This window comes from Bradyrhizobium betae, assembly GCF_050632175.1.
Lineage (GTDB): Bacteria > Pseudomonadota > Alphaproteobacteria > Rhizobiales > Xanthobacteraceae > Bradyrhizobium > Bradyrhizobium betae_B.
Genome location: NZ_CP192576.1, coordinates 2,889,855 through 2,914,611, shown reverse-complemented (window position 1 = coordinate 2,914,611; position 24,757 = coordinate 2,889,855). Strand labels below are relative to the sequence as shown.

Here is a 24,757-nt window from a genome sequence, read left to right as displayed (position 1 = left end):
ATTCGTCATGCCCGGGCTTGTCCCGCCTGCGCGGCCGAAGCCGCTTCGGCGAGGCCAGGGCCCGGGCATCCGCGTCCTTGGCACCGCGAGCAAGGTCGTGGATGGCCGGGCAAGCCCGGCCATGACGGTCGGCGCGGCAACACCGTCCATCCACAGCTCCCGCTACCTGCTTGAACCCACACGGGATATGACCATATTACTGACCAAGGGGTGCCGCTTGCGGGCCCTGATGCACCAAAGTCGCTTCGAGAGGACTTTGTAAACTATGTCTCGTGTTCCCACGCTTTCCAGTCCGTTCCTTCTGGGCTTCGATGAGATCGAGCGCGTGCTCGATCGCGTCGTCAAAGGCGCCGACGGTTACCCGCCCTACAATATCGAGCGGTGCGACCGGTCGGACGGCCAGCCCGAGCGGCTGCGAATCACGCTGGCGGTCGCAGGCTTCACCCGCGACCAACTCGATGTGACCATTGAGGAAAACCAGCTCGTGATCCGCGGGCGTCAGCAGGACGACAAGACCAAGCAATACATCCATCGCGGCATCGCCGCGCGCCACTTCCAGCGCACCTTCGTGCTGGCGGAAGGGATGCTGGTGCTGGGTGCGGATTTGAAGAACGGGCTGCTGTCGGTCGATCTTGCCCGGCCTGAACCGGAGAGGATCGTTAAGACAATCGCTATCAATGAGCACGAATAATGGAACGAGTAGCGGACTCGACCGCTTAGTTTCTGTGAAGGAGTCGAGACCATGAGTGAAGGTCACGTTGCGTTCGAATACGAAGCCGCGAATGTCTCTCCGGAGACGCTGGCAACCCTCGGCGAAGGCCATATCGCCTATGTGAAGCAGATCCGCTCGGAAGACGTGCCGGGCCTGTTTCCCGAAGCGCCGAAAATCGCGCCGGGCCTCAAGCTGTTCGCGCTGCATTCCGCCGATGGCACGCCGATCATGCTGACCGACAGCCGCGAAGCCGCAGTCGCAAATGCCTGGAGCAACGAGCTGCAGGCGGTGAGCGTGCACTGAGCGCACGCACATCGCACGAATAGGAATTCAAGCGGGCATGCCTTCGGACGAAGGCGTGCCCGTTTTATTTTGAGTGATGACCTCTCCGCGTCATTGCGAGCGAAGCGAAGCAATCCAGAATGTTTCCGCGGAGAGACTCTGGATTGCTTCGTCGCTTCGCTCCTCGCAATGACGGATGGTGAGGCTACGGCGAGCTCAGCTCTCGTGTCCCGGACGCGGTGCAGCGCGAAGCGTTGCGGCGCCGGGGTACGCGAGTGAGTTGCAGACGATCAGGCCGCCGTCGCCGGCGGCAGCGCCAGTACCGAATAGATCGCCTGGGCGTCGCGCGAGGCGCGGAGTTTCTTGGCGATGTCCTGGTCGCGCAAGAGGCGGGCGATGCGGGCGAGGGCCTTGAGGTGGTCGGCGCCGGCGCCTTCGGGGGCGAGCAGCAGGAAGACGAGATCGACCGGCTGGCCGTCCATCGCCTCGAAATCGATCGGGCGATCGAGGCGCGCAAACAGGCCGAAGATCTTGTCCAGCTTCGGCAGCTTGCCGTGGGGAATGGCGACACCGTAGCCGACCGCCGTGGTGCCGAGCTTCTCACGCTGCAGCAGCACCTCGAACACCGAGCGTTCGTTCTGTCCGGTCAGCTCGGCAGCCCTGGCCGCCAGCTCCTGGAGCGCCTGCTTCTTGCTGTTGACCTTTAAAGCGGGGAGAATCGCCTCGGGCGCGACCAGATCGGTAATCGGCATGGATGGTTTCCGAGGTGAATTAAACCGTCAGGTTCCGAATTGGCCTGCTCAGTCGAACTGAGCCCGGCCGGCGTCAAGAAGGTGAAGCAGGAGGGGGACTTAGCCCAAGTCCCGTTAGGTCCTGATGTGGGGCGCTTCTACTCCAACGCAATCCCGGTGCCAACTCCTGCGTGCGGTTTGCCCCGGTCATTGTTAAGGGCTGCGGATGGTACGGGGCTGGTGTCCGGGACTAACCGCCCGGCTTTCCGTCCGCTTTGGCTCCGGGCGGGTCGATCCAGCCCACATTGCCGTCGGCCCGGCGGTAGATGATGTTCACCCGGCCGCTGGAGCCATGCTGGAATACCAGGCAGGGTGCCCCGCTGAGGTCGAGTTCCATGACGGCCTCGCTGACCGACAGCTGCTTCAGGGAGGTCGTGGCCTCGGCGATGATCACCGGGCTGTAGCCGGTGATCTCCTCCTCGTCCTCACCCTCGCCTGGGGCTTCCAGCACGTAACTCGTCGCGTCCATGGCGGCGAGCGCCGCGGAGGCGACGTGGGCCTTGCGGGCCGAGCGGTCCTTGAGCCGGCTCTTGTAGCGCTTGAGCCGCTTCTCGATCATCAGCAGCGCCTGGTCGGCGCTGGCATAGGCGTCCGGCGCGTTCGAGATCGGCCTCCAGCGAAATTCCCGAATCGAGATGCAGCGCACAGTCGGTGCGGAAGCCGAAGCCATCCTTGCTGAGCGTGATGTGGCCGGAATAATTGCCGTCGAAATATTTGCGAAGCACCTCGTCGGTGCGATCGGCAACGCGGCCGCGCAGGGCCTCGCCGACGCTGATGCTCTTTCCAGAAATTCTCAGAGTCATGTGATGCCTCGCCTGGTTTAACTGCCCAGCTTGGATCGGTCGCGTTGGGGGAGATGAGAGTAGCGCGATTTCGCGCCAGCGCAATCAGGCCGGCTCGGTGTTGCGGGAGCGATCGGACATTGCGGTGGAGATGACGTTACCAAGAGCGCTCTGCTTGTCGCGGCGGCGTTGCACCGAGGACGGAATGCGCATGGCTTCGCGGTACTTCGCGACCGTGCGGCGGGCAATATCAATGCCCGAGGCGCGCAACCGTTCCACGATGGTGTCATCCGACAGGATCGCGGCGGGCGCTTCCGAATCGATCAGCTGCTTGATGTGGTGACGCACGGCTTCGGCCGAATGCGCCTCGCCGCCGTCGGCCGAGGCGATCGACGCCGTGAAGAAATATTTCAACTCGAATGTGCCGCGATTTGTCGCCATGTATTTGTTGGCGGTGACGCGCGACACCGTGGATTCGTGCATCTGGATGGCGTCGGCGACGGCCTTCAGATTCAGCGGGCGCAGGTGCGCCACGCCGTGCGTGAAGAAGCCATCCTGCTGCCGCACGATCTCGGTTGCGACCTTCAGGATGGTGCGGGCGCGCTGGTCGAGCGCGCGCACCAGCCAGGTCGCGTTCTGCAGCGCGTCGGTGAAATAGGATTTGTCGCCGTCCTTGCCCACCTTCTTCGATAGTTGCGAGTAATAGGTCTGGTTGACCAGCACGCGCGGCAAGGTGTCGCTGTTGAGCTCGACGTGCCAGCCGCCGTCGGGACCCGGGCGGACGTAGACGTCCGGCACCATGGTCTGGAGCCGCGCCGTGCCGAACTTCATGCCGGGCTTGGGATTGAGGCGGCGGATCTCGCCGATCATGTCGGCGATGTCCTCGTCGTCGACGCCGCAGATCTTGCGCAGGCCCGCGATATCGCGCCTGGCAAGCAGATCGAGATGCTCGACCAGCGCCTGCATCGCGGGGTCGTAACGGTCGAGCTCGCGAAGCTGGATCGCGAGGCACTCACTCAAATTGCGTGCGCAGACGCCGGGCGGATCGAATTTTTGCAGCACCGCGAGGACGTCGTCGACGGCCTGCTGCGATGCACCAAGGCGCTCCGCGGCCTGGCCGAGATCGGGCGGCAGGTAGCCAGCGTCGTCGACGAGGTCGATCAGGTACTGGCCGATCATCCGCTGCGCCGGCCCGGCAAAGGCCACCGCGAGCTGCTCGGCGAGATGGTCGCCGAGCGTTGTCTCGGCTGCGACAAAAGCTTCCAGATTGTAGTCTTCGTCACCGGAGGCGCCGCCGCCCCATTCCGTATAGGTGGTCGGCGCGGCGTCCTGGGCGGTGCGGGCTGCGGCCTCGGCCGGCTCCTCGGAGAAGACGTTGTCCAGGCCCGTGTCCAGGGTCTGCTCGATCTCGGCGCGGGTGCCGAGATCCTTGCTCATCCATTCTTCCTGGCCCGGCTCGAATGCATCGCCCGGGCCGCCGCCCGGCTCGTCGCTGTGACCGCCGCCGAAATCGTCGCTATCGCCGTACTGGCCGGCCTCGGCCGGCGCTTCACCCGCGGGGGGCTCGTCGTTGGCCCGTTCCAGCAGCGGGTTCCGTTCGAGTTCCTCTTCCACGAAGGTCGTGAGATCGAGATTGGACAATTGCAGCAGCTTGATCGCCTGCATCAGCTGCGGCGTCATGACCAGCGACTGCGATTGTCGGAACTCTAATCTCTGCGTGAGCGCCATGAAGCAAGAACCGATCCCAAAAAGTTGGTCCGATTTTTGCTTATCCTAGTCCGAGCCCGATGTACACGTCTTGACGAAACGTAAAAAGGGCTAGAGGCGGAATTCCTCGCCAAGGTAAAGGCGGCGAACATCCGGATCAGCGACGATCTCATCCGGGCTGCCCTCGGTCAAGATTTCCCCGGCATAGACGATATAGGCACGGTCGGTGAGGCCAAGGGTCTCGCGCACATTGTGGTCGGTGATCAGCACGCCGATGCCGCGATTGGTGAGATGGCGGACGAGGTCCTGGATGTCGCCGACCGCGATCGGATCGATGCCGGCGAAGGGTTCGTCGAGCAGCATGTAGTTCGGACGCGTCGCCAGCGCGCGCGCGATCTCGACGCGGCGGCGCTCGCCGCCCGACAGCGCGATCGACGGCGATTTCCGCAGCCGCGTGATGTTGAATTCGTCGAGCAGCGAGTCGAGCTGCTGCTCGCGCTTCTTGCGCGAGGGTTCCACGACTTCGAGCACGGCGCGGATGTTCTGCTCGACGGTGAGGCCGCGGAAGATCGAGGCTTCCTGCGGCAGATAGCCGATGCCGAGCCGGGCGCGCTGATACATCGGCAGCCTGGTGACGTCGTGGCCGTCGAGCTCGATCGCACCGCGATCGGGCTTGATCAGGCCGGTGATCATGTAGAACACCGTGGTCTTGCCGGCGCCGTTCGGGCCGAGCAGACCGACCGCTTCACCGCGGCGCACATAGATGCTGACGCCGCGCACCACCTGGCGGCTGCCGAAACTCTTTTCCACGCTATGCACAGCCAGGAAACCCGGCCGCTTCAGCAGCTGCGGCCCGCCGGCGCCGTTGGGCTTGGCAGGGGCGTTGGGCGGTTGAGCCACCGGCCGCGGACGCGGCGGAGCCTCGAGGCCATAGGGGTCCGCGGCCGGAATCGGCTGGTCACGGGCCATCGGGGGCGCGTCCCGCACCGGGCTCGGCACGAGACCGCCGACGCTGTCACCCAGCGCGGTGATGTCCTGACGCGCAAACCCTGGCCGGCCGCGTTTGGCAGGGCGCCGACGGAACATGCTGAAGAGATCGACCATCCCCGCCTTCTACCGTGATCCTGCGCGACATTCGCGCGATCGGCCGCGCCGGATTCGCCGACGCAGCATGAATGAAGGGATGTCTCATGCCCAGTGAAACACGCCCGAAAAGCGGCGAACCCCGCTTCGAAAGCCCTGCGCGCTAAATACTGTCTCGGCGGGCAAGCTTCAACCTCGGATCGGGAGCAACCAACCCAAGGCGTTGAATTCGCGACTGGAATTCACTTTTGCCTGGCTCCGCCAGGCAATTGCAGCGGCGGGCCTGCAGCGGGTTTGCCCGGAGCGCCAGACCCGCAATCGCTGCCTCCCCTGCGGCAGCAGCGCCTGCACCCTGCCGCTGTCGGATTCCACCCGCGAGACACCTGTCGTCATGTCGACCATCAGCCGGTCGCCGCGCAGCACGTTCTTGCATTGCGTCAGAACCACGCCGCCGAGCATGGTGATGAGATTGGTCCTGGTGTCGAACACGGCGGTCTCGCCGGTCACCACCTGGTCCTTCTGGGTGACGACGACGTTACCGCGCGCTTCCAGCCGCTTGATCGAGGAACTGCCGCCCGGGCCCGGCTGCGCCGACTGCATCGGAGCGGACTTGGCGCCCTTCGCGGGGGCGGGTTGCGGCGCCGCGGATTTGTCACCTCCACCGGACTCGTAGAACACCACCAGCGTCTTCGACGTCATGGTGGTGTCGCCCTGGATGACCTTCACGTTGCCGGAGAAGGTCGCCTCCTTCTTCTTGTCGCGCATCTCGAGCGAGGCGGCCTCGATCTGGATCGGCTGATCGCGGTTCTGCGAAAAGCCCTGCATCGCATTGGGCACGCCCTGCATGGAGCCTTGCGCGCGCACAGCGCCCGTTGCGAGCAGCACGAGGCTGACGGTGAACGCGACATGGCCGATACCAGCGCCGCGCGGAAAAGACTTCATCATCAAAATCATCTTGAATTGGCGGACTTGTTCTGTGGCGTGCGCGTCTTCGCCGGCTGTGCGGGCTCGACGGGCGCTGCCGCGGGTTCATCCAGCTTGTCCAGATGCATCACCACGTTGCCCTCGAAGCGGATGACGTCGCCGCCTTCCGTAATGCGCAACCGGTCGGCGGTCAGCGTGCCGTTGGTCAGCTTGACGTCGACATGTTCATCCGATGAAACCGTGCCCTTGCCCATGTCGACGAAAGCCGAGTTCAGCCGCGCCTCGTAGCCGGACGAGGTGCGCAGGAAGATGTCCTTGTGCAGGTCGAGCTGCTGCTGCTTGTTGTCGAAGCGGCCGGTGCGAGCATCGAGCAGCAGAGTGGATTTGTCTTCCATCAACACCTTCGAGCGCAGGTCGGAGAGATCGACGTGATCGGGGTCGGTGATGTCCTGCGTCGCAGTCTTGGCCCAGAGCTCGTAGGGCCGCTGATCGGGTGTGAAGCCGGACATGTGCGGCGATTCCATCGTGATCTTGGTGCCTGTCACCACGAGGTTTCCGGCATCGAGCTTCACGGGGATCTGGAAGGGATTGAGGAAGGTCGAGACGACAACGATCGCGGCCATGGACGCAGCCACCGTCACTGGCACCGCAACGCGCAGAATCCGGACCAGGCGGCTGTGGCGCGCCGCGCTGGCGAACTTCGCCGCAAGCGCGGCGTCGTAGGTTGGAAACTGGGCCGAATTCACCGCTGCTCCAGGGTGTCGCTCGCCTTTGCGAGGCGATGGTGCCTCATTGTACCCGCGACCTGCGCAATATGCAGCCGCGACAGGCCGTTACGAAAGTGACCGAAACGGGGCGGCCGGCCCACCCTATCCGCCGGACGAGGGCTCAGGAATGCGCGAAAATGTCCTCTTCCTCCCAGCCCTGCAGGTCGAGCAGGCAGCGGGTCGGCAGGAAGTCGAAACAGGCCTTGGCCAGCGCGGTGCGGCCTTCCCGGACCAGCATGGCATCGAGCCGCTCGCGCAGGGCGTGCAGGTGCAGCACGTCGGAGGCGGCGTAGGCGAGCTGCGGCTCGGTCAGGCTGTCGGAACCCCAGTCGCTTGATTGCTGCTGCTTGGAGAGGTCGACGTTGAGCACCTCGCGGACGAGGTCCTTGAGGCCATGGCGGTCGGTATAGGTGCGGACGAGGCGCGAGGCGATCTTGGTGCAGTAGATCGGCCCGGTCATGACGCCGAAGGTCTGGTACAGCACCGCGACGTCGAATCGCGCGAAGTGGAAGATCTTGGTGGTCGCAGGATTGGCCAGCAGCGCCTTCAGGTTCGGCGCGTCGGTGTGGCCCTTGGGGATCTGCACCACGTCGGCGCTGCCGTCGCCCGGAGAGAGCTGCACCACGCAGAGCCGGTCGCGGTGCGGGTTCAGCCCCATGGTCTCGGTGTCGATCGCCACCGCGCCGGTGTAGCGGGACAGGTCGGGCAAATCGCCGCGATGCAGGCGTACGGTCATGGCGTGTCAAAACCTCGGGTGGAATGGGTCTGTCGGCATCATAGGCTAACCGGATTGCTCGCGATGTAGCCACTGGCGGCGGCCCGCGCAAGCGCCGGCTGTTCTCCGCCGGGCGCGGTCAGATCGCCGCCAGCATGATGCAGATCATCGCGGCGACCGTGATCCGGCTGGCGCCGTCGCGGAAGGTGTACAGGATCGGATCGTCGGGCATCTCGCGGCGATGCGCCATCATCAGGGCGCGGCCGAACCAGTAGAGCAGCAGCGGGTTGAGCAGCCACAGCATCCAGGGCCGGCTGTAGAGCGGCGTCACCGCCGACGACGAGACATAGAGCGAGAACACGGTGACCGCGTTCATGGCGCTCGCCGCCGCCATCGCACCGATGATGTGCAAATCGGTGACGCGATAGTCGCGGTTGGAGGGATCGGCTAGGCCGGCGCTCTCGCGCATGCTGAGCTCGCTGAAGCGCTTGATCAGGGCGAGCGAGGTGAACACGAACAGCGAGAAGATCAGCAGCCATTCCGACAGCACGACGCCGACGCCGACGGCGCCGGCGATGATGCGCAGCGTGTAGAGGCCGGCAAGCGTCACGACGTCGACCAGCATCTTGCGCTTCAGCACGAGCGAATAGGCGATGGTGGTGGCGAGATAGCCGCCGAGCACGGCGAGGAACAACGGCGAGATGCAGAGCGAGGCTGCGACTGCGAACAGCCACAGCGCAGGGATCGCCAGCAGCGCGGACGAGATCGGCAAATCGCCGGCCGCGAGCGCGCGATGGCGCTTGGTCGGATGCTGCCGGTCGGCGGCGAGATCCAGGAGATCGTTCATCAGATAGGCGCCGGACGCACAGGCCGAGAACGCCATGAACGCCAGCAGCGCATAGCCGAGCGTCGCGAGATTGAGCTGATGCGCGGTGATGACAGGCACGAACACCAGCGTGTTCTTGGCGTATTGATAGACCCGCAGCGCCTTCGCCCAGGTCTTCAGGCGGGCGCCATGGCTGGCGTGCGTCTCGATGCGCTCGATCGAGGCACGATCGAACGGCAGGTTGTCGCCGGCGACGAGGTCGCCCGGCGTAACGACACCATCAAATCCGAGATGTGCGGCGATGCCCGTGGCATGACCGGCAAAGCGACCGGCGACGAGATAGATCTTCTCGCCCCGCGCCCGCGCCGCCAGCGCCCGGTTCAGCACGTCGGAATCATAGGGTAGATAGGCGTAGTCGATGTCGGCCAGCGCCAGGATATCGGTGAGCGCCGCCATGCCCGGGCGTCCGCCCGCACCGAAGCGGGCGAGCATGCGGGCGGGGCTGCTGAACAGCGCTTCCATCAGCAGTTCCGAACGCAGCAATCCGCCTTCGAGGTCGATGACAAGCGTGCGGGCAGCCGCCGCCGTTGCCGACGGTGTGAGCGCGCCAGAATCGGTTTGCCAGGCCGGCTGCTCCATCCGAAAACGCTCTGACTTGCCGCAACACGACCGGCCCAACGACTGGGGAGACCGGGAGCAGGGAAATGGACGGCCGCGAGCCTAGGGAGTATTCGCTAAGGGCGGCTTATTCGACCGGCGAAGGCCGGCGGCCTCCGCAAGAAGCCTGGATCCAGTCGATACGTCCCGCTGTTGCCCGGATCCCACAACCCGGCCCAAGCTTCGTGGTTCGGCAAAGCTGGTGCCGTGCGGCCCGTGAAAATCGTCCCGGCCGACCCCATCTGTTGCAGTTCTCGCATTCCCCGCCCCGCCCACATGAATCAGGTGTCATGACCGAACAGACGCTCGCTGCGCCGATCGACGATCAACCGGACCGCCAACGCGGTTTTTCACGCTACCAGGTGCTCCTCGTCGCGCTGCTCGCGTTCGCACAGTTCACCATCATTCTCGACTTCATCATCATGTCGCCGCTCGGCGCCATCCTGATGCCCTCGCTCGACATCACCGCCGGGCAATTCGGCGTCGCGGTGTCGGCCTACGCGTTCAGCGCGGGACTATCGGGCATCCTGGCCGCCGGCTTCGCCGACCGCTTCGATCGCAAGCGCCTGCTGCTGTTCTTCTATGTCGGCTTCACGCTCGGGACCGCGCTGTGTGCCGCGGCGCAGACCTATCATGTGCTGCTGCTCGCCAGGATCGTCACCGGCTTGTTCGGCGGCGTGATCGGCTCGGTCGTGCTTGCCATCGTCACCGATCTGTTTCCGTTGCAAATGCGCGGCCGCGTGATGGGCTTCGTGCAGACCGCGTTCGCCGCGAGCCAGGTGCTGGGCGTTCCGGCCGGATTGTATCTCGCCAATCACTGGAGCTGGCACGTCTGCTTCATTGCCATTGTCGGCCTGTCGATCGTGACGATTGCCATCATCGCCTTCGCGATGGAGCCGGTCGACGCGCATCTGAAGCTGAAGCAGGACCGGAACCCGTTCCATCATCTGATCGCGACGGTCGGTGAGCCGCGCTACACGCTGGCTTTCGCGGTCACGACGTTGCTCGCGACCGGCGGCTACATGATCATGCCGTATTCCAGCGCCTTCACCGTGAACAATGTCGGCATCGACATGGCGCATCTGCCGATCATCTATCTCGTCTCCGGCCTGTTCAGCATCGTCACCGGGCCGCTGGTCGGCCGCGCCAGCGACGCGTTCGGCAAGTACCCGACCTTCGTGTTCGGCTGCGTGATGACCATCGTCATGGTGCTGATCTACACCCATCTCGGCCACGTCTCGCTCGCGACCGCGATCGCCGTCAATGTGCTGATGTTCGTCGGCATCTTCTCGCGCATGATCCCGTCGCAGGCGCTGATCTCGGCGATCCCCGATCCGAGCCAGCGCGGATCGTTCAGCGCGGTCAGCGCCTCGCTCCAGCAACTCTCCGGCGGCCTCGGCTCGGTGCTCGCCGCGGCGATCATCTCGCAACAACCGGACGGCTCGCTGCTGCATTTCGAGCGGATCGGCTACGTCGTCGTCGCGACGACGATCATCACGCTGGTGATGATGTATTTCGTGCAGAAGGCGGTGGCGGAGCGGGCGGGGAAAAGCGTGGTGTGAGAGGCTCCATGGCCGCAAGCCCCAAGGTACGAGCCGAGACCGTGAAGGATAACCAGCGCCTCGGCGTTGCTTCTATTCCACATTCAGGTGAACCAACGCTGGGCCTTCGATGACCAAGGTTGCATGTATTACCTATCGGTCGAAAATCTCGTTCGATGCATCGAACGGAGATCTCCAATGAGGCTCAAACTTGCCGCCGCGATGCTCGCCGCGAGCCTCCCGCTCGCATCGACGGCTTTCGCCCAAGGCACCGCGCCAGCCGACCTTGCGGTGATCGATGCCTGCCTGAAGACCGCGGAGAAAACCGGCAGTTTCGGCGGCGCGTGCGTCAGGCTCGTCGCCGACCCCTGCATCAAGGCGGCAAAGGGCGCGAATGACGACGTCGCCAAATGGAAAGCCTGCGCGGCGCGCGAACTCGCCATTTGGACGCAGAAAACCAGTGAGGCGCTCAAGAAGGTTCAGGCCGGCGGGTTCGCCGACGCGATCAAGGCGGTCAATGACTCGCAGAAAACTTTCGCCGCGTCGCGTGATCGCTTCTGCGCGGTCTTCGACAAGATCGAGCCCGGCATGTACCCCGGCGACGCGAGCTACTGCCGCCTGCGCGAGACCGCGAACCGCGCGCTGAGCCTGATCAAGCTCGGCGCTGCGGTCAACGAGCACTGAGACCTCTGAGGCGCCCGGTTTGTGGACCGGTCAGCGGCTCAAATCACCTGCAATGAGCGATATCAAGCGCTTGGATAGGGGTGGTGCCCAGGAAAGGACTCGAACCTTCACGGCCGTTAAGCCACTGGCACCTGAAGCCAGCGCGTCTACCAATTCCACCACCTGGGCATGCCGTTTGGGGCACGGAGGCGGTTACTAAGGTTCGGTGACGCGGTTGTCAAATCATGAGTAGGGATGCGGATTGCGCATCGCAAACCGGCCCGATACAAGCCTGATAACACGCGCTCTTCCCCAGGAATGGACCCAGGATCAGATCCCATGGCATCGAATTCGGAAACTCTCGTCACGGTTTTCGGCGGATCGGGGTTTTTGGGCCGGAATGTCGTCCGCGCGCTGTGCCGGCGGGATTACCGGGTCCGTGCTGCAGTGCGGCGGCCGGAATTGGCCGGATACCTCCAGCCCTCGGGCAAGGTCGGGCAGGTCCACACCGTGCAGGCCAATTTGCGCTATCCGGCCTCGGTCGAGGCGGCCGTGCGTGATTCGGATGTGGTGATCAATCTGGTGGGCATCCTCGCCGAGGGTGGCGCGCAGAGCTTCGACGCCGTCCAGGCCAAGGGCGCCGAAACCGTCGCCAAGGCGGCCGCGGCCGTCGGCGCCCGGATGGTGCATGTCTCGGCGATCGGCGCCGATGCGGACTCGCCCTCGCGCTACGCCAAGGCCAAGGCGGCCGGCGAGGCGGCAGTGCTGGCGGCAGTGCCGTCCGCCACGATCTTCCGTCCTTCGGTCGTATTCGGCCCCGAGGACCAGTTCACCAACCGCTTCGCTGCGCTGGCCCGGATGTCGCCGGTGATGCCGCTGATCGGCGGCGAGACCAAGATGCAGCCGGTCTATGTCGGCGACGTCGCCACCGCGATCGCGGATGCCGTCGACGGCAAGGCCAGGGCGGGCGCCACCTACGAGCTCGGTGGGCCCGAGGTGCTGACGATGCGCGAGATCATCGAGGCCATCCTCGAGATCACCGATCGTAAGCCGATGCTGGTGCCGCTGCCGTTCGGCCTCGCCCGCTTCAAGGCCGCCTTCCTGCAATTCGCGCCGGGCATGCTGAAGCTGACGCCGGACCAGGTCACGCTGCTCGCGCGCGACAATGTCGTGTCGGATGCGGCGAAGGCCGCCGGCCTGACGTTTGAAGGACTCGGCATCGCCGCCGATTCGCTGGAAGCGATCGCACCGCAATATCTCTGGCGCTTCCGCCCCCAGGGCCAGTTCCAGCGCAAGAGCGCGTAGAGCTTTCTCTCTCCGTCGTCATGGCCGGGCCTGCCCCGGCCATCCACGTCTTTCTCCGCGACCGCCAAGAACGTGGATGCCCGGCACAAGGCCGGGCATGACGAAACTGTGGTGCGTGCCGTAACGGCGTCAAAACTTCAGCTTCTTGAACACCGCTTCCGGCAGCGTCTTGATGATCAGCATCACGAGGCGCCATTTGCCACTGACGTAGACGACGTCGGTCTTGTTCTCGACGGCGCTGAGGATGGCGTCGCCCACGACAGGCGCATCCACGGTGAGCGGGCCGATCAGCTTCATGCCCTCGGTCATCCTGGTGCGGACGAAGCCCGGCTTCACCGTGACGACGTGAACGCCGCCGCGGCTCGCGCGCGCGCGCAGGCCCGAGAGAAACGCGGAGAAGCCTGCTTTCGCCGAGCCATAGACATAGTTCGAGGCGCGGCCGCGATCGCCGGCAACCGACGACACGCCGACGATCGTGCCGGTGCCGCGGACCAGGAATTTTTCGGCGAACAGGCCCAGGATCAGCGACGGACCTTCGTAGTTCGAACGCATGATGGTGGTGGCGTGGGCGAGATCGCTCTCGGCGTTCTCCTGCACACCCAGCAGGCCGACGATCGAGATGACGACGTCAGGCAACGCGGCAAGCCCGTTCACGAATCCCTCGAACGAGGCGGTGTCGAGCACATCGAATTTCCAGATGCTGGCCTCGACATTGTAACGCGCGCGCAGATCAGCGGCCTCAGGCTCCAGCGCAACGACATCGCGCCCCGCAAGCCCGACGTCATATCCCGCCTTGGCGAAGGCGCGCGCGGCGGCGCGGCCGATGTCGGAGGAGCCACCGAGCACAATTACGGTCTTGCGTGATGTCACGGCTTAAACCTCATCGAACAGGCGTTGTGAAAGTTTCGAGCGAATGTTTCCGGCGGGATCGAGAGATCTGCGAATCGCGTTGAAGCGTTGCAGGGCCGGATAGCCGGCCTCGAACGTCGCGCGCGACTGGCGCGCGTCCTTGGCGAGATAGAGCCTTCCGCCGGCGGCGACGACGAGGTGGTCGATCTCGTTGAGGAAATTCATGATGTCGCCCTTCACCGGAAAATCCAGCGCCAGCGTATAGCCGGGCAGCGGAAACGACAGGAGGCCGTCGCCCTCGCCGAGCTTCTTGAGCACCGCCAGGAAGGACGCATCGCCGCGCGCTGCGACGCGACCCAGGATCTCGCCGAGCACGGCGCGCGCGCCAGCTTGCGGAATCACGCATTGATGCTGGAGGAAACCGCGCTTGCCGTAGATGCGATTCCAGTCCGTGATGCTGTCGAGCGGAAAGAAATAGGGGTAGAGCGAGACCACATGGCTGCCGCCGGCGCGCCGCGCGCCCATGCGGTAGTAGAGCTCGTTGAAGGCGCGGATGCTATGGCGGTTCAGCGCCACCGACGGCAGGTCGACCGGCACGGCGAGTCCGGGATTTTTGCCGCCCGGAAATGCCGCGGCGCCGCCGGCGAGGTCGCCCGCCGCCGCATGCTCGCCGAGATAGATCAGCGAGCGGCCGAGATCTCGCCCTTTCGCCGCGCAATCGATCCACGCCACCGAATAGGTCGATGAGTCGCCGGCGTCGAGCGCGCGCATCGCCGCATCGAGATCGGATGCGGAGATCACCCGCTCGCGAATCCAGCCGGTCTCGACCGTGCGCAGCCGCATTGTCGCTTCGAGAATGATTCCGGTGAGGCCCATGCCGCCGATGGTCGCGAAAAACGCATCGGAATTCTGTTCGCGCGAGGCCTCGATGGTCTCGCCCTGCCCGGTGCGCAGCAGGATGCTCTCGACGTAACGGCCGAAGCCGCCCTCGCAATGATGGTTCTTGCCATGGACGTCGGCGGCAATTGCACCGCCGACGGTCACGAAACGCGTGCCGGGAACGACGAACGGGAAAAAGCCGCGCGGACCAAACGTGTCGATCAAATCCGACAGCAGCACGCCGGCTTCGAGGCGAATGCGCCCGGTCGCGGAATCGAACCACCTGACCCGGTCGAAGCCGGTCATCGCGACGGTTCTGACGGCGCCGATCGCGGCATCGCCATAGGCGCGGCCGTTGCCTCTCGCCACCGAGCCGGTCACCACGGCTTCGCCCACGGCCCCGAACGACCGCGGCCGCAGGAGTTCACTATCGACGACCGGGAAACGTCCCCAGCCGCTGACGAGGGTCATGGTTCAGCTCCTGTGCAGGGCGCGCGCCCTGCGTTGGAAACTGCCTACCGGTCAAAAGCTTATATTGCGTTGAAGGCTTGGTAGAAAAGCGTAGCCCGGATGGAGCGCAGCGTAATCCGGGAATCGTGCCACATGCGACGGCGGCCCCGGATTGCGCTGCGCTCCATCCGGGCTACGGCCTGAAGCTTAACGTCCCAGCGCCAGCGCGATCAGGCCGAGGGTGCCGACGATGACGCGCCACCAGGCAAACACCACGAAGCCGTGGCGGGTGACGTAGGACAGGAACGTCTTGACCACGATGATCGCGGTGATGAACGATACCACGAAGCCGATCGCGACGACGCCCATGTGGTCCATCGTCATCTCGGAGCGGTTCTTGTAGAAGTCGTAGGCGAACGCGCCGATCATGGTGGGAATGGCGAGGAAGAACGAGAACTCCGCCGCCGCGCGCTTGTCGGCCCCCAGGAACATCGCCGCGACGATGCTGGCACCGGAGCGCGACACGCCCGGGATCATCGCGACGCACTGCGCGATGCCGATATAGAGATACATCAGCAGCGGAAACCGGGTGGCGTCATGCTCGCGCGCCTTGAGATCGAGCCGGTCGACCCACAACAGGATGGCGCCGCCAACGATCAGCGAGAAACACACGACCCACGGATTGAACAGCAGGCTCTTGATGTACTTGCCGGCGACGAGGCCGACGACGACCGCGGGCAGGAATGCGACCAGCACGCCGATCACGAAGCGGCGCGCGTCGGCATCGCCGGTGAACATGCCGATCGCGACGTCCCACAATTTCTTGAAGTACAGCACGACGATCGCAAGGATCGCGCCGAGCTGGATCAGAACCGTAAACGAATCCCAGAACGCGCCTTCGCCGAGATGGAAGAAACGCTCCGCAAGCAGCAGGTGGCCGGTCGAGGAAACGGGAAGGAACTCGGTCACACCCTCGATGATGCCGAGGATCACTGCCCGTATTGCGTCTGACATATTTACGGTCCATTTCCGCTGGAAAAGCGGGTTCTTCTCGCCTATTCCCCCCAATGCTGCAATCGCAAAATGCGCCGTCCCGCCCTTGCTTCGCGGTTTTGAAGGACTAGTGTGGCGCCGCACAAACATTGATGGATTCTTAAGCACCATCACATAGTCAAAGGCTTCATGTTTACGCTGTATCATCATCCGTTCTGTCCGCATTCGCGCTTCGTCCGCCTGGTCGCGGGGGAATACGGACTCGAGTTGCGTCTCGTCGAGGAACGCAGCTGGGAACGGCGCGAGGCATTTCTGCTGCTCAATGCGGCGGGGACGACGCCGGTCCTGGTAGACGAGGAGCAGCCGCCGATCCCGGGCGCGGCCATCATCGCCGAATATGTCGACGAGGCCTATGGTCACGAGATGGGGCCCAAGCGTCTGATGCCGGACAGCGTCGCCGAGCGCGTCGAGGTGCGCCGGCTGATGGCCTGGTTCAACGAAAAATTCTTCGAGGAAGTGTCTCATCCACTCGTCACCGAGCGCATCTACAAGCGCTTCATGAGCGAGGACAGCGGCGGCGGCGCGCCCTCGGCCGACGTGATGCGCGCGGCCAAGGCAAATGTGCGCTATCATCTGGCCTATATCGGCTGGTTGGCGCAGACGCGTAATTTCCTCGCCGGCGACCGGCTCACTTACGCGGATCTCGCCGCCGCGGCGCATCTCTCGGCGATCGACTATCTGGGCGACGTGCCATGGAGCGAGGACGACGCGGCAAAGGCGTGGTACGCGCGGGTGAAATCCCGCCCGTCGTTCCGTCCGCTGCTGAGCGAATGGCTGGCGGGCGTGCCGGCGTCGCGGACCTACGTGGACCTGGATTTCTGAACTCCGATCCGGCTGAACTGAAGACGGCGCTTGCGCACGAGGCGCGCGCGCTCGGCTTCGACTGTATCGGCGTCACGGTGCCGGGGACGATCGAGAACGCGGGACGGCATTTTCTCGAGTTCATCGCCTCAGGCGGCCATGGCGACATGGACTGGCTGGCCGCGCAGCCGGAGCGCCGCGTCGATCCGCGCGGGCTGTGGGCCGACGTGCGCAGCGTCATCATGCTCGGCGTCAATTACGGTCCCGACGCCGATCCGCTCGCAATCCTGAAGGAACGCACGCGCGCGGCGATCTCGGTCTATGCGCAAGGCGACGACTATCACGACCTCATCAAGAAGCGCCTGAAGGCGCTGGCGCGCTGGCTGGTCGCGACCGCCTCTTGTCAGCTGGAGCCCTGCGACGTGAAGGTGTTCGTCGACACCGCGGCGGTGATGGAGAAGCCGCTGGCGCAGACCGCGGGTCTCGGCTGGCAGGGCAAGCACACCAATCTCGTCTCGCGCGAGTTCGGCTCGTGGCTGTTTCTCGGTGCGATCTACACCACGCTCGAGCTGCCGCGCGACGGCGCGGAGATTGATCATTGCGGCTCGTGCCAGGCCTGCCTCGAGATCTGCCCGACGTCGGCGTTTCCCGCGCCCTACAAGCTCGATGCGCGGCGCTGCATCTCGTATCTCACCATCGAGAACAAGGGACCGATCCCGCGCGAGTTTCGCAAAGCCATCGGCAATCGCATCTATGGCTGCGACGATTGTCTCGCGGCGTGTCCCTGGAACAAGTTCGCGCAAGAGGGACGCGAGGCAAAGCTCGCCGCGCGCGAGGAATTGCGGGCGCCTGGTCTTGGCGAGCTCGCGCGTCTCGACGATTCCGCATTTCGCGCGCTGTTTACGAAGTCGCCGATCAAGCGCATCGGCCGCGATCGGTTCTTGCGGAATGTGCTGATTGCGATCGGCAACTCCGGAGAGGTGGCGCTGGCGGAGGAGGCGCGACGATTGCTCGATGATGCGAGCCCGCTGGTGCGCGGGGCGGCGGTTTGGGCACTCGGGCAATTGATGTCGCGTTGCGAGTTTGATGCGATGAAGAGCATTGCTGCGAGCAACGAGGACGACGACAGCGTGCGTGCGGAGTGGCAGACCGCCTCCTAGCCCACCGCTGTGTCATTTCGCGAAGGCGGGGAATGACACCGTTGTTGTGGCGACCGCTCACGCTCTCGCCACCCTTGATTTCCCCACAGCTTCCTTCAATCTCGCGCATCATGACAAACATGCCTTTCTTCACCCGCGACGGCGACTCATTCCACCCGACGGAAGTCGCCAATGGTCCGTGGGATCCGAAATCGCTGCACGGCCGCGTCATCGTCGGTCTGCTCGGCTTTGCCATCGAGGAGCGCCATTCCGGGCCTGAATTCGTGCCGGCACGGCTCACGGTCGACATGTTCCGGCTGCCGACGATCGATAAGCCGATCGAGGTGACGACGCGCCTGGTGCGCGACGGGCTGCGCATCCGTGTGGTCGAGGCGGAATTCGTCTCCGGCGGCGTCAGCATGGCGCGCGCGTCCTGCCAGTTGCTGCGGCGGACGCAAAACCCTGATGGCAACGTCTGGTCGCCGCCGAACTGGGACGTGCCGAAGCCCTCAGAGATTCCCAAGCCCACCGATCCCCGGCTCGGCATGAACGGCAAATGGACGACGCGGCCGATCGTCGGCCACATGGGCTCGCTCGGCCCGCGAAAGCTCTGGATGAGCGAGGTGCGCGAGCTGGTTGCGGGCGTGCCGATGACGCCGTTCGTCCATGTTGCCGTCGGCGCCGATTTTGCCAGCCCGTTTGCCAATGCCGGCGACAAGGGCCTCGGCTACATCAACAGCGACGTGACGATCTATCTGCACCGGCTGCCGGTGACGAACTGGATCGGCTTCGACGTGGTGAATCACCAGGCCACCGACGGCGTCGCGATCGGCGAGTGCTGGCTCTATGACGAGCAGGGCCCGATCGGCACCGCCACGGTCGCAGCGCTGGCGCAGCGCAAGCCGATGGCGAAGCTGTCACCGCCGCCGTAGGGCGAGTCGTCAAACCAAATGCCGCTGCATCTCCGGCCGCGCCTTCAGTTCCGCGCCCTGCTTGGCGACGATCTTGGCAATACGCTCCGGCGCGAACTTCAGATCGATGAAGGCCGGCGCGGTGTTGGCGACCTCGTGATAACAGGCGATCTTGCCGTCCTTCAGCGTCATGATCGCCACGCCCTCGAACATCGCCCGCGCGCCGTTCGCTTCCGGCAGGATTGATTTGTAGCTGAAGGTGTAGCGCGCATAGAGCGTGGTGCCGTCGGTGACGGGGTCATGCATGTCCCAGCGAAAATCGGTCGCCGTGCGATAGAACCAGTCATCGACCATCGCTGCGATCTTTGTCCGGCCTTCGAAGGCACCGTAGAAGACGTCATGATAGACACCGTCTTCGGTGAACAGCTCGGCGAACGCTTTGCCGTTACGCTGTTCAACAGCGTCGCAAAAGGCGCGCAGCATGGCGGTGGTGGTCATCGGCTTTCTCCCGGTGCTTGTTGTTGTGCCCTCGCCCCTTGTGGGAGAGGGCAGCTCCGCTCGTTGACACGCATTCACTTGGGTGAGGGGTCTGTCTCCGCAAACTCTCATCGAGAGCGCGGAGAGAAACCCTCATCCGGCGCTTCGCGCCACCTTCCCCCACAAGGGGGAAGGAAACAAGATCACCCGATCTCGGCCACCGCGGCAAGAATGCGCGCGATGTCCTGCGGGCGGGACAGGCGGTGATCACCGTCCTGGATCATGGTCAGCACGACATCGTCGGCGGGCAGACGGTGGGTCAGCGCGAACGCGTGTTGCCAGGGCACATCTGGGTCCTGCGCGCCCTGCAGGATGCGGACGGGACAACCGAGATCGATCGCGCTGCCGAGCACGAGGTGGTTGCGCCCCTCCTCGATCAGGTTTCGCGTGATCGGATATGGCGAGCCGTCGCCATAATCCGACGGCCGCAGCCAGAAACCCTTGGTCTCGATCTCCTTTTTCACCTCGGGCGAGAAATTCTTCCACATCAGCTCTTCGGTGAAGTCGGGCGCCGGCGCGATCAGCACGAGCCCCGCCAGCGATGCCTTGGCTTGCTGTTTCTCTTGCCGCTTCCTGATTTCGCGGGCGAGCAGCAGCGCCATCCAGCCGCCCATGGAGGAGCCGATCAGGATTTGCGGGCCGTCGCAGAATCGCTCGACCACCGCGACGCTGTCCTCGAGCCAGCGTCCGATGGTTCCGTCAGCGAAATCACCGCTGGATTCGCCATGGCCGGAATAGTCGAACCGGACCACGGCGCGGCCATGGTCTTTGGCCCAGCCGTCCAGTGCCACGGCCTTGCCGCCCAGCATATCCGATTTGAATCCACCCAGCCAGACCAGCCCGGGGCCCTTTCCGGGACGGCTGCGCACCGCGACCCTGCGCGCGGACGGGCCCTGGCCCACATCGATGAAGTCGGGCACGGCGTCGGAAATGGCATCGGTCATGGAACGTTTACTCCGGCTGTGCAGTTTGAGCTGTCCGGGCATGTTCTGCGGTGCGGCCCGGGATTGGCCCTTTGGGACGCTTGCGGAACAGAAGCAAGGTGTCTATGTCCGTCAGCGTGCCGACGGGCGTGACCGAAATGCCTCGCATTTGAGGCTATTTCGCCTCCCGCCCGAGCGAATTGCTTGCCGGCAAACCTATCTTCCTGCACAGTAGCCGCCTCTTTCACAACTTTGGAGAACCACCCATTCGCCGTCCCAATAAAGCCCCGCCCGTTGCCAGCAAAGACGGGCCGCGCATCAATGATGATATTCGCAATGCGCAGATCCAGCTGATCGATCAGACCGGTGACAACAAAGGCACGGTCGAGACCGTCATGGCCATCCGCATGGCTCAGGAAGCCGGTATGGATCTGGTCGAGATCTCGCCAAACGTCAGCCCTCCCGTCTGCAAGATCATGGACTACGGGAAGTATAAGTATTCCGCCCAGAAAAAAGCCGCCGAAGCCCGCAAGCGGCAGAAGATCGTCGAAATCAAGGAGATCAAGCTCCGCCCGATGATCGACGACCACGATTACGAAGTTAAGATGCGCGCGATGCAGCGCTTCTTCGAAGAGGGCGACAAGGTCAAGATCACGCTGCGCTATCGCGGCCGCGAAATGGCGCACCAGGAGATCGGCACCAAGCTGCTCGACAAGATCAAGACCGACGTTGCCGAGCTCGCCAAGGTCGAGCAGGACGCACGGTTCGAAGGCCGCCAGGTCGTCATGGTGCTGGCGCCGCGCTGACGCAGGCTCTTTAAGGTTGAGAATTCAACGGCCCGTCCGGCTCTCCGGCGGGCCGTTTTGTTGTCAGGTCCTTGTCGCTTGCCAGGTGCCGCTGCAGCGGTCGCCGGAAATGATGCCCTTCCAGGAGCCGGCGCCGGCCACACCGGCGAGCCGGCCGCCGCCGCTGGCGTGGGACGCCCCGACCGAGACCTGAACCGCGACGGCGCCGCCGCGTCGGACCGTGCCGGAAACGCGGCCGCCACCGGCCGACGAGACCCGGCTGCCGGTCACCGTGAACGGGACGCTGTAGCCGGAGCTGCAATTGCCACGCGTGGTGGCGAAAGTGACATTCCAGATGCCGTCATAACCGCCGACACGGGCATCGGCGGTCGTGGGCAGCAAGGCGGCCGCAACCACGGCAAGCAGCGCCAGGCGGCGTGGGCGGGCGAGAGTGGCGAAAGACGAAATCAACTGCCAGAAATGAGCCATTTTGGTCCTGCTTCAAGCGACACGACTGGGACAAGGATGGTAGCAATGCCGAATAGTCGGTCGCCAGGTTTCACCGGTTCATCGTTGCCAATTCGCCCGTTCTCTGTCATAAGCCCGGCCTTCATCGCCCGGCTGATTAAGGGCTGCCGTGGCGGTGTTTCGTGCGGGTTTCGCGCTTGTTCGTAGAAACCTGAGCACAATCAACGCTCTAACGAGCATTTTGACGGCCAAGCCGCCTTCGCGGGCGCGTTTCGTTGGCCATTAGGAGAGCCAAATGCCCAAGCTGAAGACCAAATCGGGCGCCAAAAAGCGCTTCAAGGTGACTGCCACCGGCAAAGTGATGTTCGCCCATCGCGGCAAGCGTCACGGCATGATCAAGCGGACGAAGAAGCAGATCCGTCAGCTCCGCGGCACCGCCGTGCTGTTCAAGACCGACGGCGACAACGTCAAGAAGTACTTCTTGCCGAACGCCTGATCGCGTCCGCGATCTCCAAGATCATTGCCATCCGCGCCGCGTTGTTCGCGGCGATCCGAAAAACCAAGTCATCTCTGAAGGATTTTGTCATGTCTCGCGTCAAACGCGGTGTGACCGCCCACGCCAAGCACAAGAAAGTCTACAAGGCCGCCAAGGGTTTCCGCGGCCGCCGCAAGAACACGATCCGCACCGCCAAGCCGGCCGTCGAGAAGGCCCAGCAGTACGCCTTCCGCGATCGCAAGCGCAAGAAGCGGACGTTCCGCGCGCTCTGGATCCAGCGCCTCAACGCTGCCGTCCGTCCGTTCGGCCTGACCTACAGCCGATTTATCGACGGCCTCGCCAAGTCGGGCATCACCGTGGACCGCAAGGTGCTGTCGGATCTCGCGATCAACGAGCCTGCGTCGTTCCAGCTAATCGCCGAGAAGGCGAAGGCCGCGCTAGCCGCCTGAGCCAGGCTTGCGTGCTAACGGCCGGCTTGGCCGGCCTTCAGCGCGCGCCGCGAGTAACGCTGGGCGACCTCCGCCCGGCAGAAGGCTGTTGCCGAAATATACATGGTGCCGGACTTATTCCGGTATTTCCGGTCGCAGACCCGTAACTCGCGCTGATAGCTGAGCTTCTGCGGCGTTTTCAGCCGGCCGAGAAAATCCGCCTCGCACTTTTTCTCGACGACCTCCCCGAACTGAACGTCGCCACTGGCGCCGTATGCGCAGGCCTCGAACAGCGTCATGGCGCGGTCGCAGCCCGGCGCCGCGTTGAGGGCCGACTTGATGTCGTCCATCGCATTGGATTTGGCCGGACATTCCTCGGCGGCGTGAGCCACGCTTGCCATGAGAACCAGGGCCATACCGGCCAGGCAGGATCGTAGACGCATCCTCGGCTCCTTCGTCGGGGTAGATGCCGGCCATGCCGATACGGCTCAAATGCCCTGCATTTGCGCCGGCTATTCGGCTTGACGTTCCGACCCGGCTGCGGCCACAACCGGCAGCCTTTTGAAAGGATCCGACCTTGTCCGACCTCGCCAGTCTCGTCCCATCCATCCTCGCACAGATCGCCGCCGCCGGCGACGAAGCAGCCCTCGAAGCCGTCCGCGTCGCCGCGCTTGGCAAGAAGGGCTCCATCTCCGCGCTTCTGGCAACGCTTGGCAAGATGTCGCCCGAGGAGCGCAAGACGCAAGGCGCCGCGATCAACCAGGCCAAGGATGAGGTCACCCAGGCACTCGCGGCAAAGCGCGACGTGCTGAAGTCGGCGGCGCTCGATGCGCGGCTTGCATCGGAGACCGTCGACGTCACGCTGCCGCTGCGCGACACACCGACTGATGCCGGCCGCATCCATCCGCTGAGCCAGGTCTGGGACGAACTGACGACCATCTTCGCCGACATGGGATTCTCGGTCGCGGAAGGCCCCGACATCGAGACCGACGACTACAATTTCACCAAGCTGAACTTCCCGGAAGGCCATCCCGCGCGCGAGATGCACGACACGTTCTTCTTCCATCCGAAGGAAGACGGCTCACGCATGCTGCTGCGAACCCACACCTCGCCGGTGCAGGTGCGCACCATGCTGAGCCAGAAGCCGCCGATCCGCGTGATCTGCCCGGGCCGCACCTATCGCATCGATTCGGACGCGACCCACACGCCGCAATTCCACCAGGTCGAAGGTCTCGTCATCGACAAGCACTCGCATCTTGGCCACCTCAAATGGATTTTGCACGAGTTCTGCAAGGCGTTCTTCGAGGTCGACAACATCAACATGCGCTTCCGTCCCTCGTTCTTCCCGTTCACGGAGCCGTCGCTGGAAGTCGACATCCAGTGCCGCCGCGACAAGGGCGAGATCCGCTTCGGCGAGGGTGAGGACTGGCTCGAGATTCTCGGCTGCGGCATGGTGCATCCGAACGTGCTGCGCGCCTGCGGCATCGATCCCGACGAGTACCAGGGTTTTGCCTGGGGCATGGGCATCGACCGCATCGCCATGCTGAAATACGGCATCGCCGACCTGCGCCAGCTGTTCGACAGCGACGTCCGCTGGCTGTCCCATTACGGCTTCAAGCCGCTCGAGGTGCCGACGCTGGCGGGAGGGCTGAGCTCGTGATGCTCTGGACCGGACACGCGAGAACTCTCTCCGTTTCCGTTGCGGAGACAACCCTCCCCGCAAGCGGGGGAGGGGATGGATGGAAAGCGGGCGTGGCTTTCAATTCGTGGGGACGTATTCTCCTTCGGCTCGACAGGTCGAGCCCCTCCCCCGCTTGCGGGGAGGGTTGGGGAGAGGGTTTCTCCGCAATGGGGTTACCGATGGTTGATCCCAAGCATCCGGACTGGAAAGTGGCGGCCGGGCTGCGTGCCAATGCACGCGCGCTCAGGCAGAATTCGACCGACGCCGAGCGCATCCTCTGGTCGGAGCTGCGCGCTGGTCGATTGAATGGCGCGGTCTTTCGCCGCCAAGTCCCGGTCGAGAATTACGTCGCCGACTTCATCTGCCACGCCGCGAAGCTCGTCATAGAGCTCGATGGCGGCCAGCACTTCTCGGACGAAGGAGAGCGCGCTGATGCGCGTCGCTCTACCACAATCGAAGCGACGGGCTTCAAAGTCCTTCGCTTCAGCAATCTCGACGTCATGAGCAATCGTGCCGGCGTTCTCGAAATAATCGTCACTGCCATTGCGGAGAGAACCCTCTCCCCAACCCTCCCCGCAAGCGGGGAGGGAGCAGACCGTCAC

At 64.3% G+C, this 24,757-nt stretch carries 25 protein-coding genes, 1 tRNA gene and 3 pseudogenes; 13 read left to right on the top strand and 16 right to left on the bottom strand.

Features of this window, described 5'->3' with window-relative positions:
• The first annotated feature begins 265 nt into the window (after nt 1–265).
• Entirely contained in the window at nt 266–691 is a 426-nt protein-coding gene (locus ACQ86E_RS14135) for an Hsp20 family protein (protein ID WP_431205886.1), read from the top strand.
• Nucleotides 692–742: 51 nt separating this feature from the next.
• The gene (locus ACQ86E_RS14130; protein WP_431205885.1) at nt 743–1,015 is read left to right on the top strand and encodes a DUF1150 family protein; all 273 of its coding nucleotides are present in this window, start codon (nt 743–745) and stop codon (nt 1,013–1,015) included.
• A 269-nt stretch (nt 1,016–1,284) separates the two neighbouring features.
• Here the strand turns inward: ACQ86E_RS14130 and ptsN are convergent, their stop codons facing one another.
• From ptsN to ACQ86E_RS14090, 8 genes and pseudogenes are all read right to left on the bottom strand, one after another.
• Nucleotides 1,285–1,746, bottom strand: a complete 462-nt coding sequence (ptsN, locus tag ACQ86E_RS14125; protein ID WP_431205884.1) for a PTS IIA-like nitrogen regulatory protein PtsN — start codon at nt 1,744–1,746, stop codon at nt 1,285–1,287.
• Nucleotides 1,747–1,975: 229 nt separating this feature from the next.
• Nucleotides 1,976–2,588: pseudogene (gene hpf / locus ACQ86E_RS14120) on the bottom strand (ribosome hibernation-promoting factor, HPF/YfiA family).
• A gap of 84 nt (nt 2,589–2,672) precedes the next feature.
• Complete coding sequence (gene rpoN, locus ACQ86E_RS14115) at nt 2,673–4,295, bottom strand: RNA polymerase factor sigma-54 (protein WP_431205883.1); 1,623 nt, start codon at nt 4,293–4,295, stop codon at nt 2,673–2,675.
• 90 nt (nt 4,296–4,385) lie between these two features.
• Entirely contained in the window at nt 4,386–5,378 is a 993-nt protein-coding gene (gene lptB, locus ACQ86E_RS14110) for an LPS export ABC transporter ATP-binding protein (protein ID WP_431205882.1), read from the bottom strand.
• Nucleotides 5,379–5,599: 221 nt separating this feature from the next.
• Nucleotides 5,600–6,302: pseudogene (locus tag ACQ86E_RS14105) on the bottom strand (LptA/OstA family protein).
• Between the two features lie 5 nt (nt 6,303–6,307).
• Entirely contained in the window at nt 6,308–7,027 is a 720-nt protein-coding gene (lptC, locus tag ACQ86E_RS14100; RefSeq protein WP_431205881.1) for an LPS export ABC transporter periplasmic protein LptC, read from the bottom strand.
• 142 nt (nt 7,028–7,169) lie between these two features.
• Nucleotides 7,170–7,784, bottom strand: a complete 615-nt coding sequence (locus ACQ86E_RS14095; protein WP_431205880.1) for a ribonuclease D — start codon at nt 7,782–7,784, stop codon at nt 7,170–7,172.
• A gap of 118 nt (nt 7,785–7,902) precedes the next feature.
• Nucleotides 7,903–9,228: a UbiA family prenyltransferase gene (locus ACQ86E_RS14090; RefSeq protein ID WP_431205879.1), complete on the bottom strand. Its 1,326-nt coding sequence runs from the start codon at nt 9,226–9,228 to the stop codon at nt 7,903–7,905.
• 308 nt (nt 9,229–9,536) lie between these two features.
• Between ACQ86E_RS14090 and ACQ86E_RS14085 the strand changes: the two genes are divergently transcribed.
• The gene (locus ACQ86E_RS14085) at nt 9,537–10,808 is read left to right on the top strand and encodes an MFS transporter (protein ID WP_431205878.1); all 1,272 of its coding nucleotides are present in this window, start codon (nt 9,537–9,539) and stop codon (nt 10,806–10,808) included.
• Between the two features lie 201 nt (nt 10,809–11,009).
• Entirely contained in the window at nt 11,010–11,471 is a 462-nt protein-coding gene (locus ACQ86E_RS14080) for a lysozyme inhibitor LprI family protein (RefSeq protein WP_431205877.1), read from the top strand.
• Between the two features lie 81 nt (nt 11,472–11,552).
• On the opposite strand, the gene ACQ86E_RS14075 is transcribed toward ACQ86E_RS14080, so the two are convergent.
• Nucleotides 11,553–11,639 (bottom strand) — tRNA-Leu (locus ACQ86E_RS14075).
• Between the two features lie 150 nt (nt 11,640–11,789).
• Here ACQ86E_RS14075 and ACQ86E_RS14070 point away from each other — a divergent pair.
• Entirely contained in the window at nt 11,790–12,755 is a 966-nt protein-coding gene (locus ACQ86E_RS14070; RefSeq protein ID WP_431205876.1) for a complex I NDUFA9 subunit family protein, read from the top strand.
• 129 nt (nt 12,756–12,884) lie between these two features.
• On the opposite strand, the gene ACQ86E_RS14065 is transcribed toward ACQ86E_RS14070, so the two are convergent.
• From ACQ86E_RS14065 to ACQ86E_RS14055, 3 genes are all read right to left on the bottom strand, one after another.
• The gene (locus ACQ86E_RS14065) at nt 12,885–13,625 is read right to left on the bottom strand and encodes an SDR family oxidoreductase (protein ID WP_431205875.1); all 741 of its coding nucleotides are present in this window, start codon (nt 13,623–13,625) and stop codon (nt 12,885–12,887) included.
• Between the two features lie 3 nt (nt 13,626–13,628).
• Entirely contained in the window at nt 13,629–14,954 is a 1,326-nt protein-coding gene (locus ACQ86E_RS14060; protein ID WP_431205874.1) for an FAD-binding protein, read from the bottom strand.
• Nucleotides 14,955–15,140: 186 nt separating this feature from the next.
• Nucleotides 15,141–15,947, bottom strand: coding sequence for an undecaprenyl-diphosphate phosphatase (locus ACQ86E_RS14055; RefSeq protein ID WP_431205873.1), 807 nt, complete (start codon nt 15,945–15,947; stop codon nt 15,141–15,143).
• A gap of 168 nt (nt 15,948–16,115) precedes the next feature.
• On the opposite strand from ACQ86E_RS14055, the gene ACQ86E_RS14050 reads away from it, so the two are divergent.
• The 3 genes from ACQ86E_RS14050 to ACQ86E_RS14040 all read left to right on the top strand — a co-directional run bounded on the left by ACQ86E_RS14050 (nt 16,116) and on the right by ACQ86E_RS14040 (nt 18,858).
• Nucleotides 16,116–16,808: a glutathione S-transferase family protein gene (locus ACQ86E_RS14050; protein WP_431205872.1), complete on the top strand. Its 693-nt coding sequence runs from the start codon at nt 16,116–16,118 to the stop codon at nt 16,806–16,808.
• Nucleotides 16,757–17,947 (top strand): tRNA epoxyqueuosine(34) reductase QueG, encoded by a 1,191-nt coding sequence (queG, locus tag ACQ86E_RS14045; RefSeq protein ID WP_431205871.1) that lies wholly within the window; start codon nt 16,757–16,759, stop codon nt 17,945–17,947. The genes ACQ86E_RS14050 and queG overlap by 52 nt, the downstream gene beginning before the upstream one ends.
• Nucleotides 17,948–18,057: 110 nt before the next feature.
• Nucleotides 18,058–18,858, top strand: a complete 801-nt coding sequence (locus ACQ86E_RS14040; RefSeq protein WP_431205870.1) for an acyl-CoA thioesterase domain-containing protein — start codon at nt 18,058–18,060, stop codon at nt 18,856–18,858.
• Between the two features lie 9 nt (nt 18,859–18,867).
• Here ACQ86E_RS14040 and ACQ86E_RS14035 read toward each other — a convergent pair whose 3' ends face one another.
• Both ACQ86E_RS14035 and ACQ86E_RS14030 read right to left on the bottom strand, forming a co-directional pair.
• Nucleotides 18,868–19,335 (bottom strand): nuclear transport factor 2 family protein, encoded by a 468-nt coding sequence (locus ACQ86E_RS14035; RefSeq protein WP_431205869.1) that lies wholly within the window; start codon nt 19,333–19,335, stop codon nt 18,868–18,870.
• 182 nt (nt 19,336–19,517) lie between these two features.
• Nucleotides 19,518–20,318, bottom strand: a complete 801-nt coding sequence (locus ACQ86E_RS14030) for an alpha/beta hydrolase (protein WP_431206474.1) — start codon at nt 20,316–20,318, stop codon at nt 19,518–19,520.
• 245 nt (nt 20,319–20,563) lie between these two features.
• On the opposite strand from ACQ86E_RS14030, the gene infC reads away from it, so the two are divergent.
• Nucleotides 20,564–21,103 carry a translation initiation factor IF-3 gene (gene infC / locus ACQ86E_RS14025; protein ID WP_143846126.1) on the top strand — a complete coding sequence of 180 codons (540 nt, stop codon included), beginning with the start codon at nt 20,564–20,566 and terminating at the stop codon, nt 21,101–21,103.
• Nucleotides 21,104–21,166: 63 nt separating this feature from the next.
• Here the strand turns inward: infC and ACQ86E_RS14020 are convergent, their stop codons facing one another.
• The gene (locus tag ACQ86E_RS14020; RefSeq protein ID WP_431205868.1) at nt 21,167–21,571 is read right to left on the bottom strand and encodes a hypothetical protein; all 405 of its coding nucleotides are present in this window, start codon (nt 21,569–21,571) and stop codon (nt 21,167–21,169) included.
• Nucleotides 21,572–21,845: 274 nt separating this feature from the next.
• Between ACQ86E_RS14020 and rpmI the strand changes: the two genes are divergently transcribed.
• Together rpmI and rplT are read left to right on the top strand one after the other, a co-directional pair.
• Entirely contained in the window at nt 21,846–22,046 is a 201-nt protein-coding gene (gene rpmI / locus ACQ86E_RS14015; RefSeq protein ID WP_008143958.1) for a 50S ribosomal protein L35, read from the top strand.
• 89 nt (nt 22,047–22,135) lie between these two features.
• Nucleotides 22,136–22,495: a 50S ribosomal protein L20 gene (rplT, locus tag ACQ86E_RS14010; RefSeq protein ID WP_431205867.1), complete on the top strand. Its 360-nt coding sequence runs from the start codon at nt 22,136–22,138 to the stop codon at nt 22,493–22,495.
• 14 nt (nt 22,496–22,509) lie between these two features.
• Here the strand turns inward: rplT and ACQ86E_RS14005 are convergent, their stop codons facing one another.
• Entirely contained in the window at nt 22,510–22,824 is a 315-nt protein-coding gene (locus ACQ86E_RS14005) for a hypothetical protein (protein ID WP_431205866.1), read from the bottom strand.
• A gap of 227 nt (nt 22,825–23,051) precedes the next feature.
• Between ACQ86E_RS14005 and pheS the strand changes: the two genes are divergently transcribed.
• On the top strand, nt 23,052–24,134 hold the full coding sequence (gene pheS, locus ACQ86E_RS14000) for a phenylalanine--tRNA ligase subunit alpha (RefSeq protein WP_431205865.1): 1,083 nt from the start codon (nt 23,052–23,054) through the stop codon (nt 24,132–24,134).
• Nucleotides 24,134–24,640 (top strand): annotated as a pseudogene (locus ACQ86E_RS13995) (endonuclease domain-containing protein); the annotation flags it as partial. The gene pheS and the pseudogene ACQ86E_RS13995, both read left to right, overlap by 1 nt.
• Between the last annotated feature and the right edge of the window lie 117 nt (nt 24,641–24,757).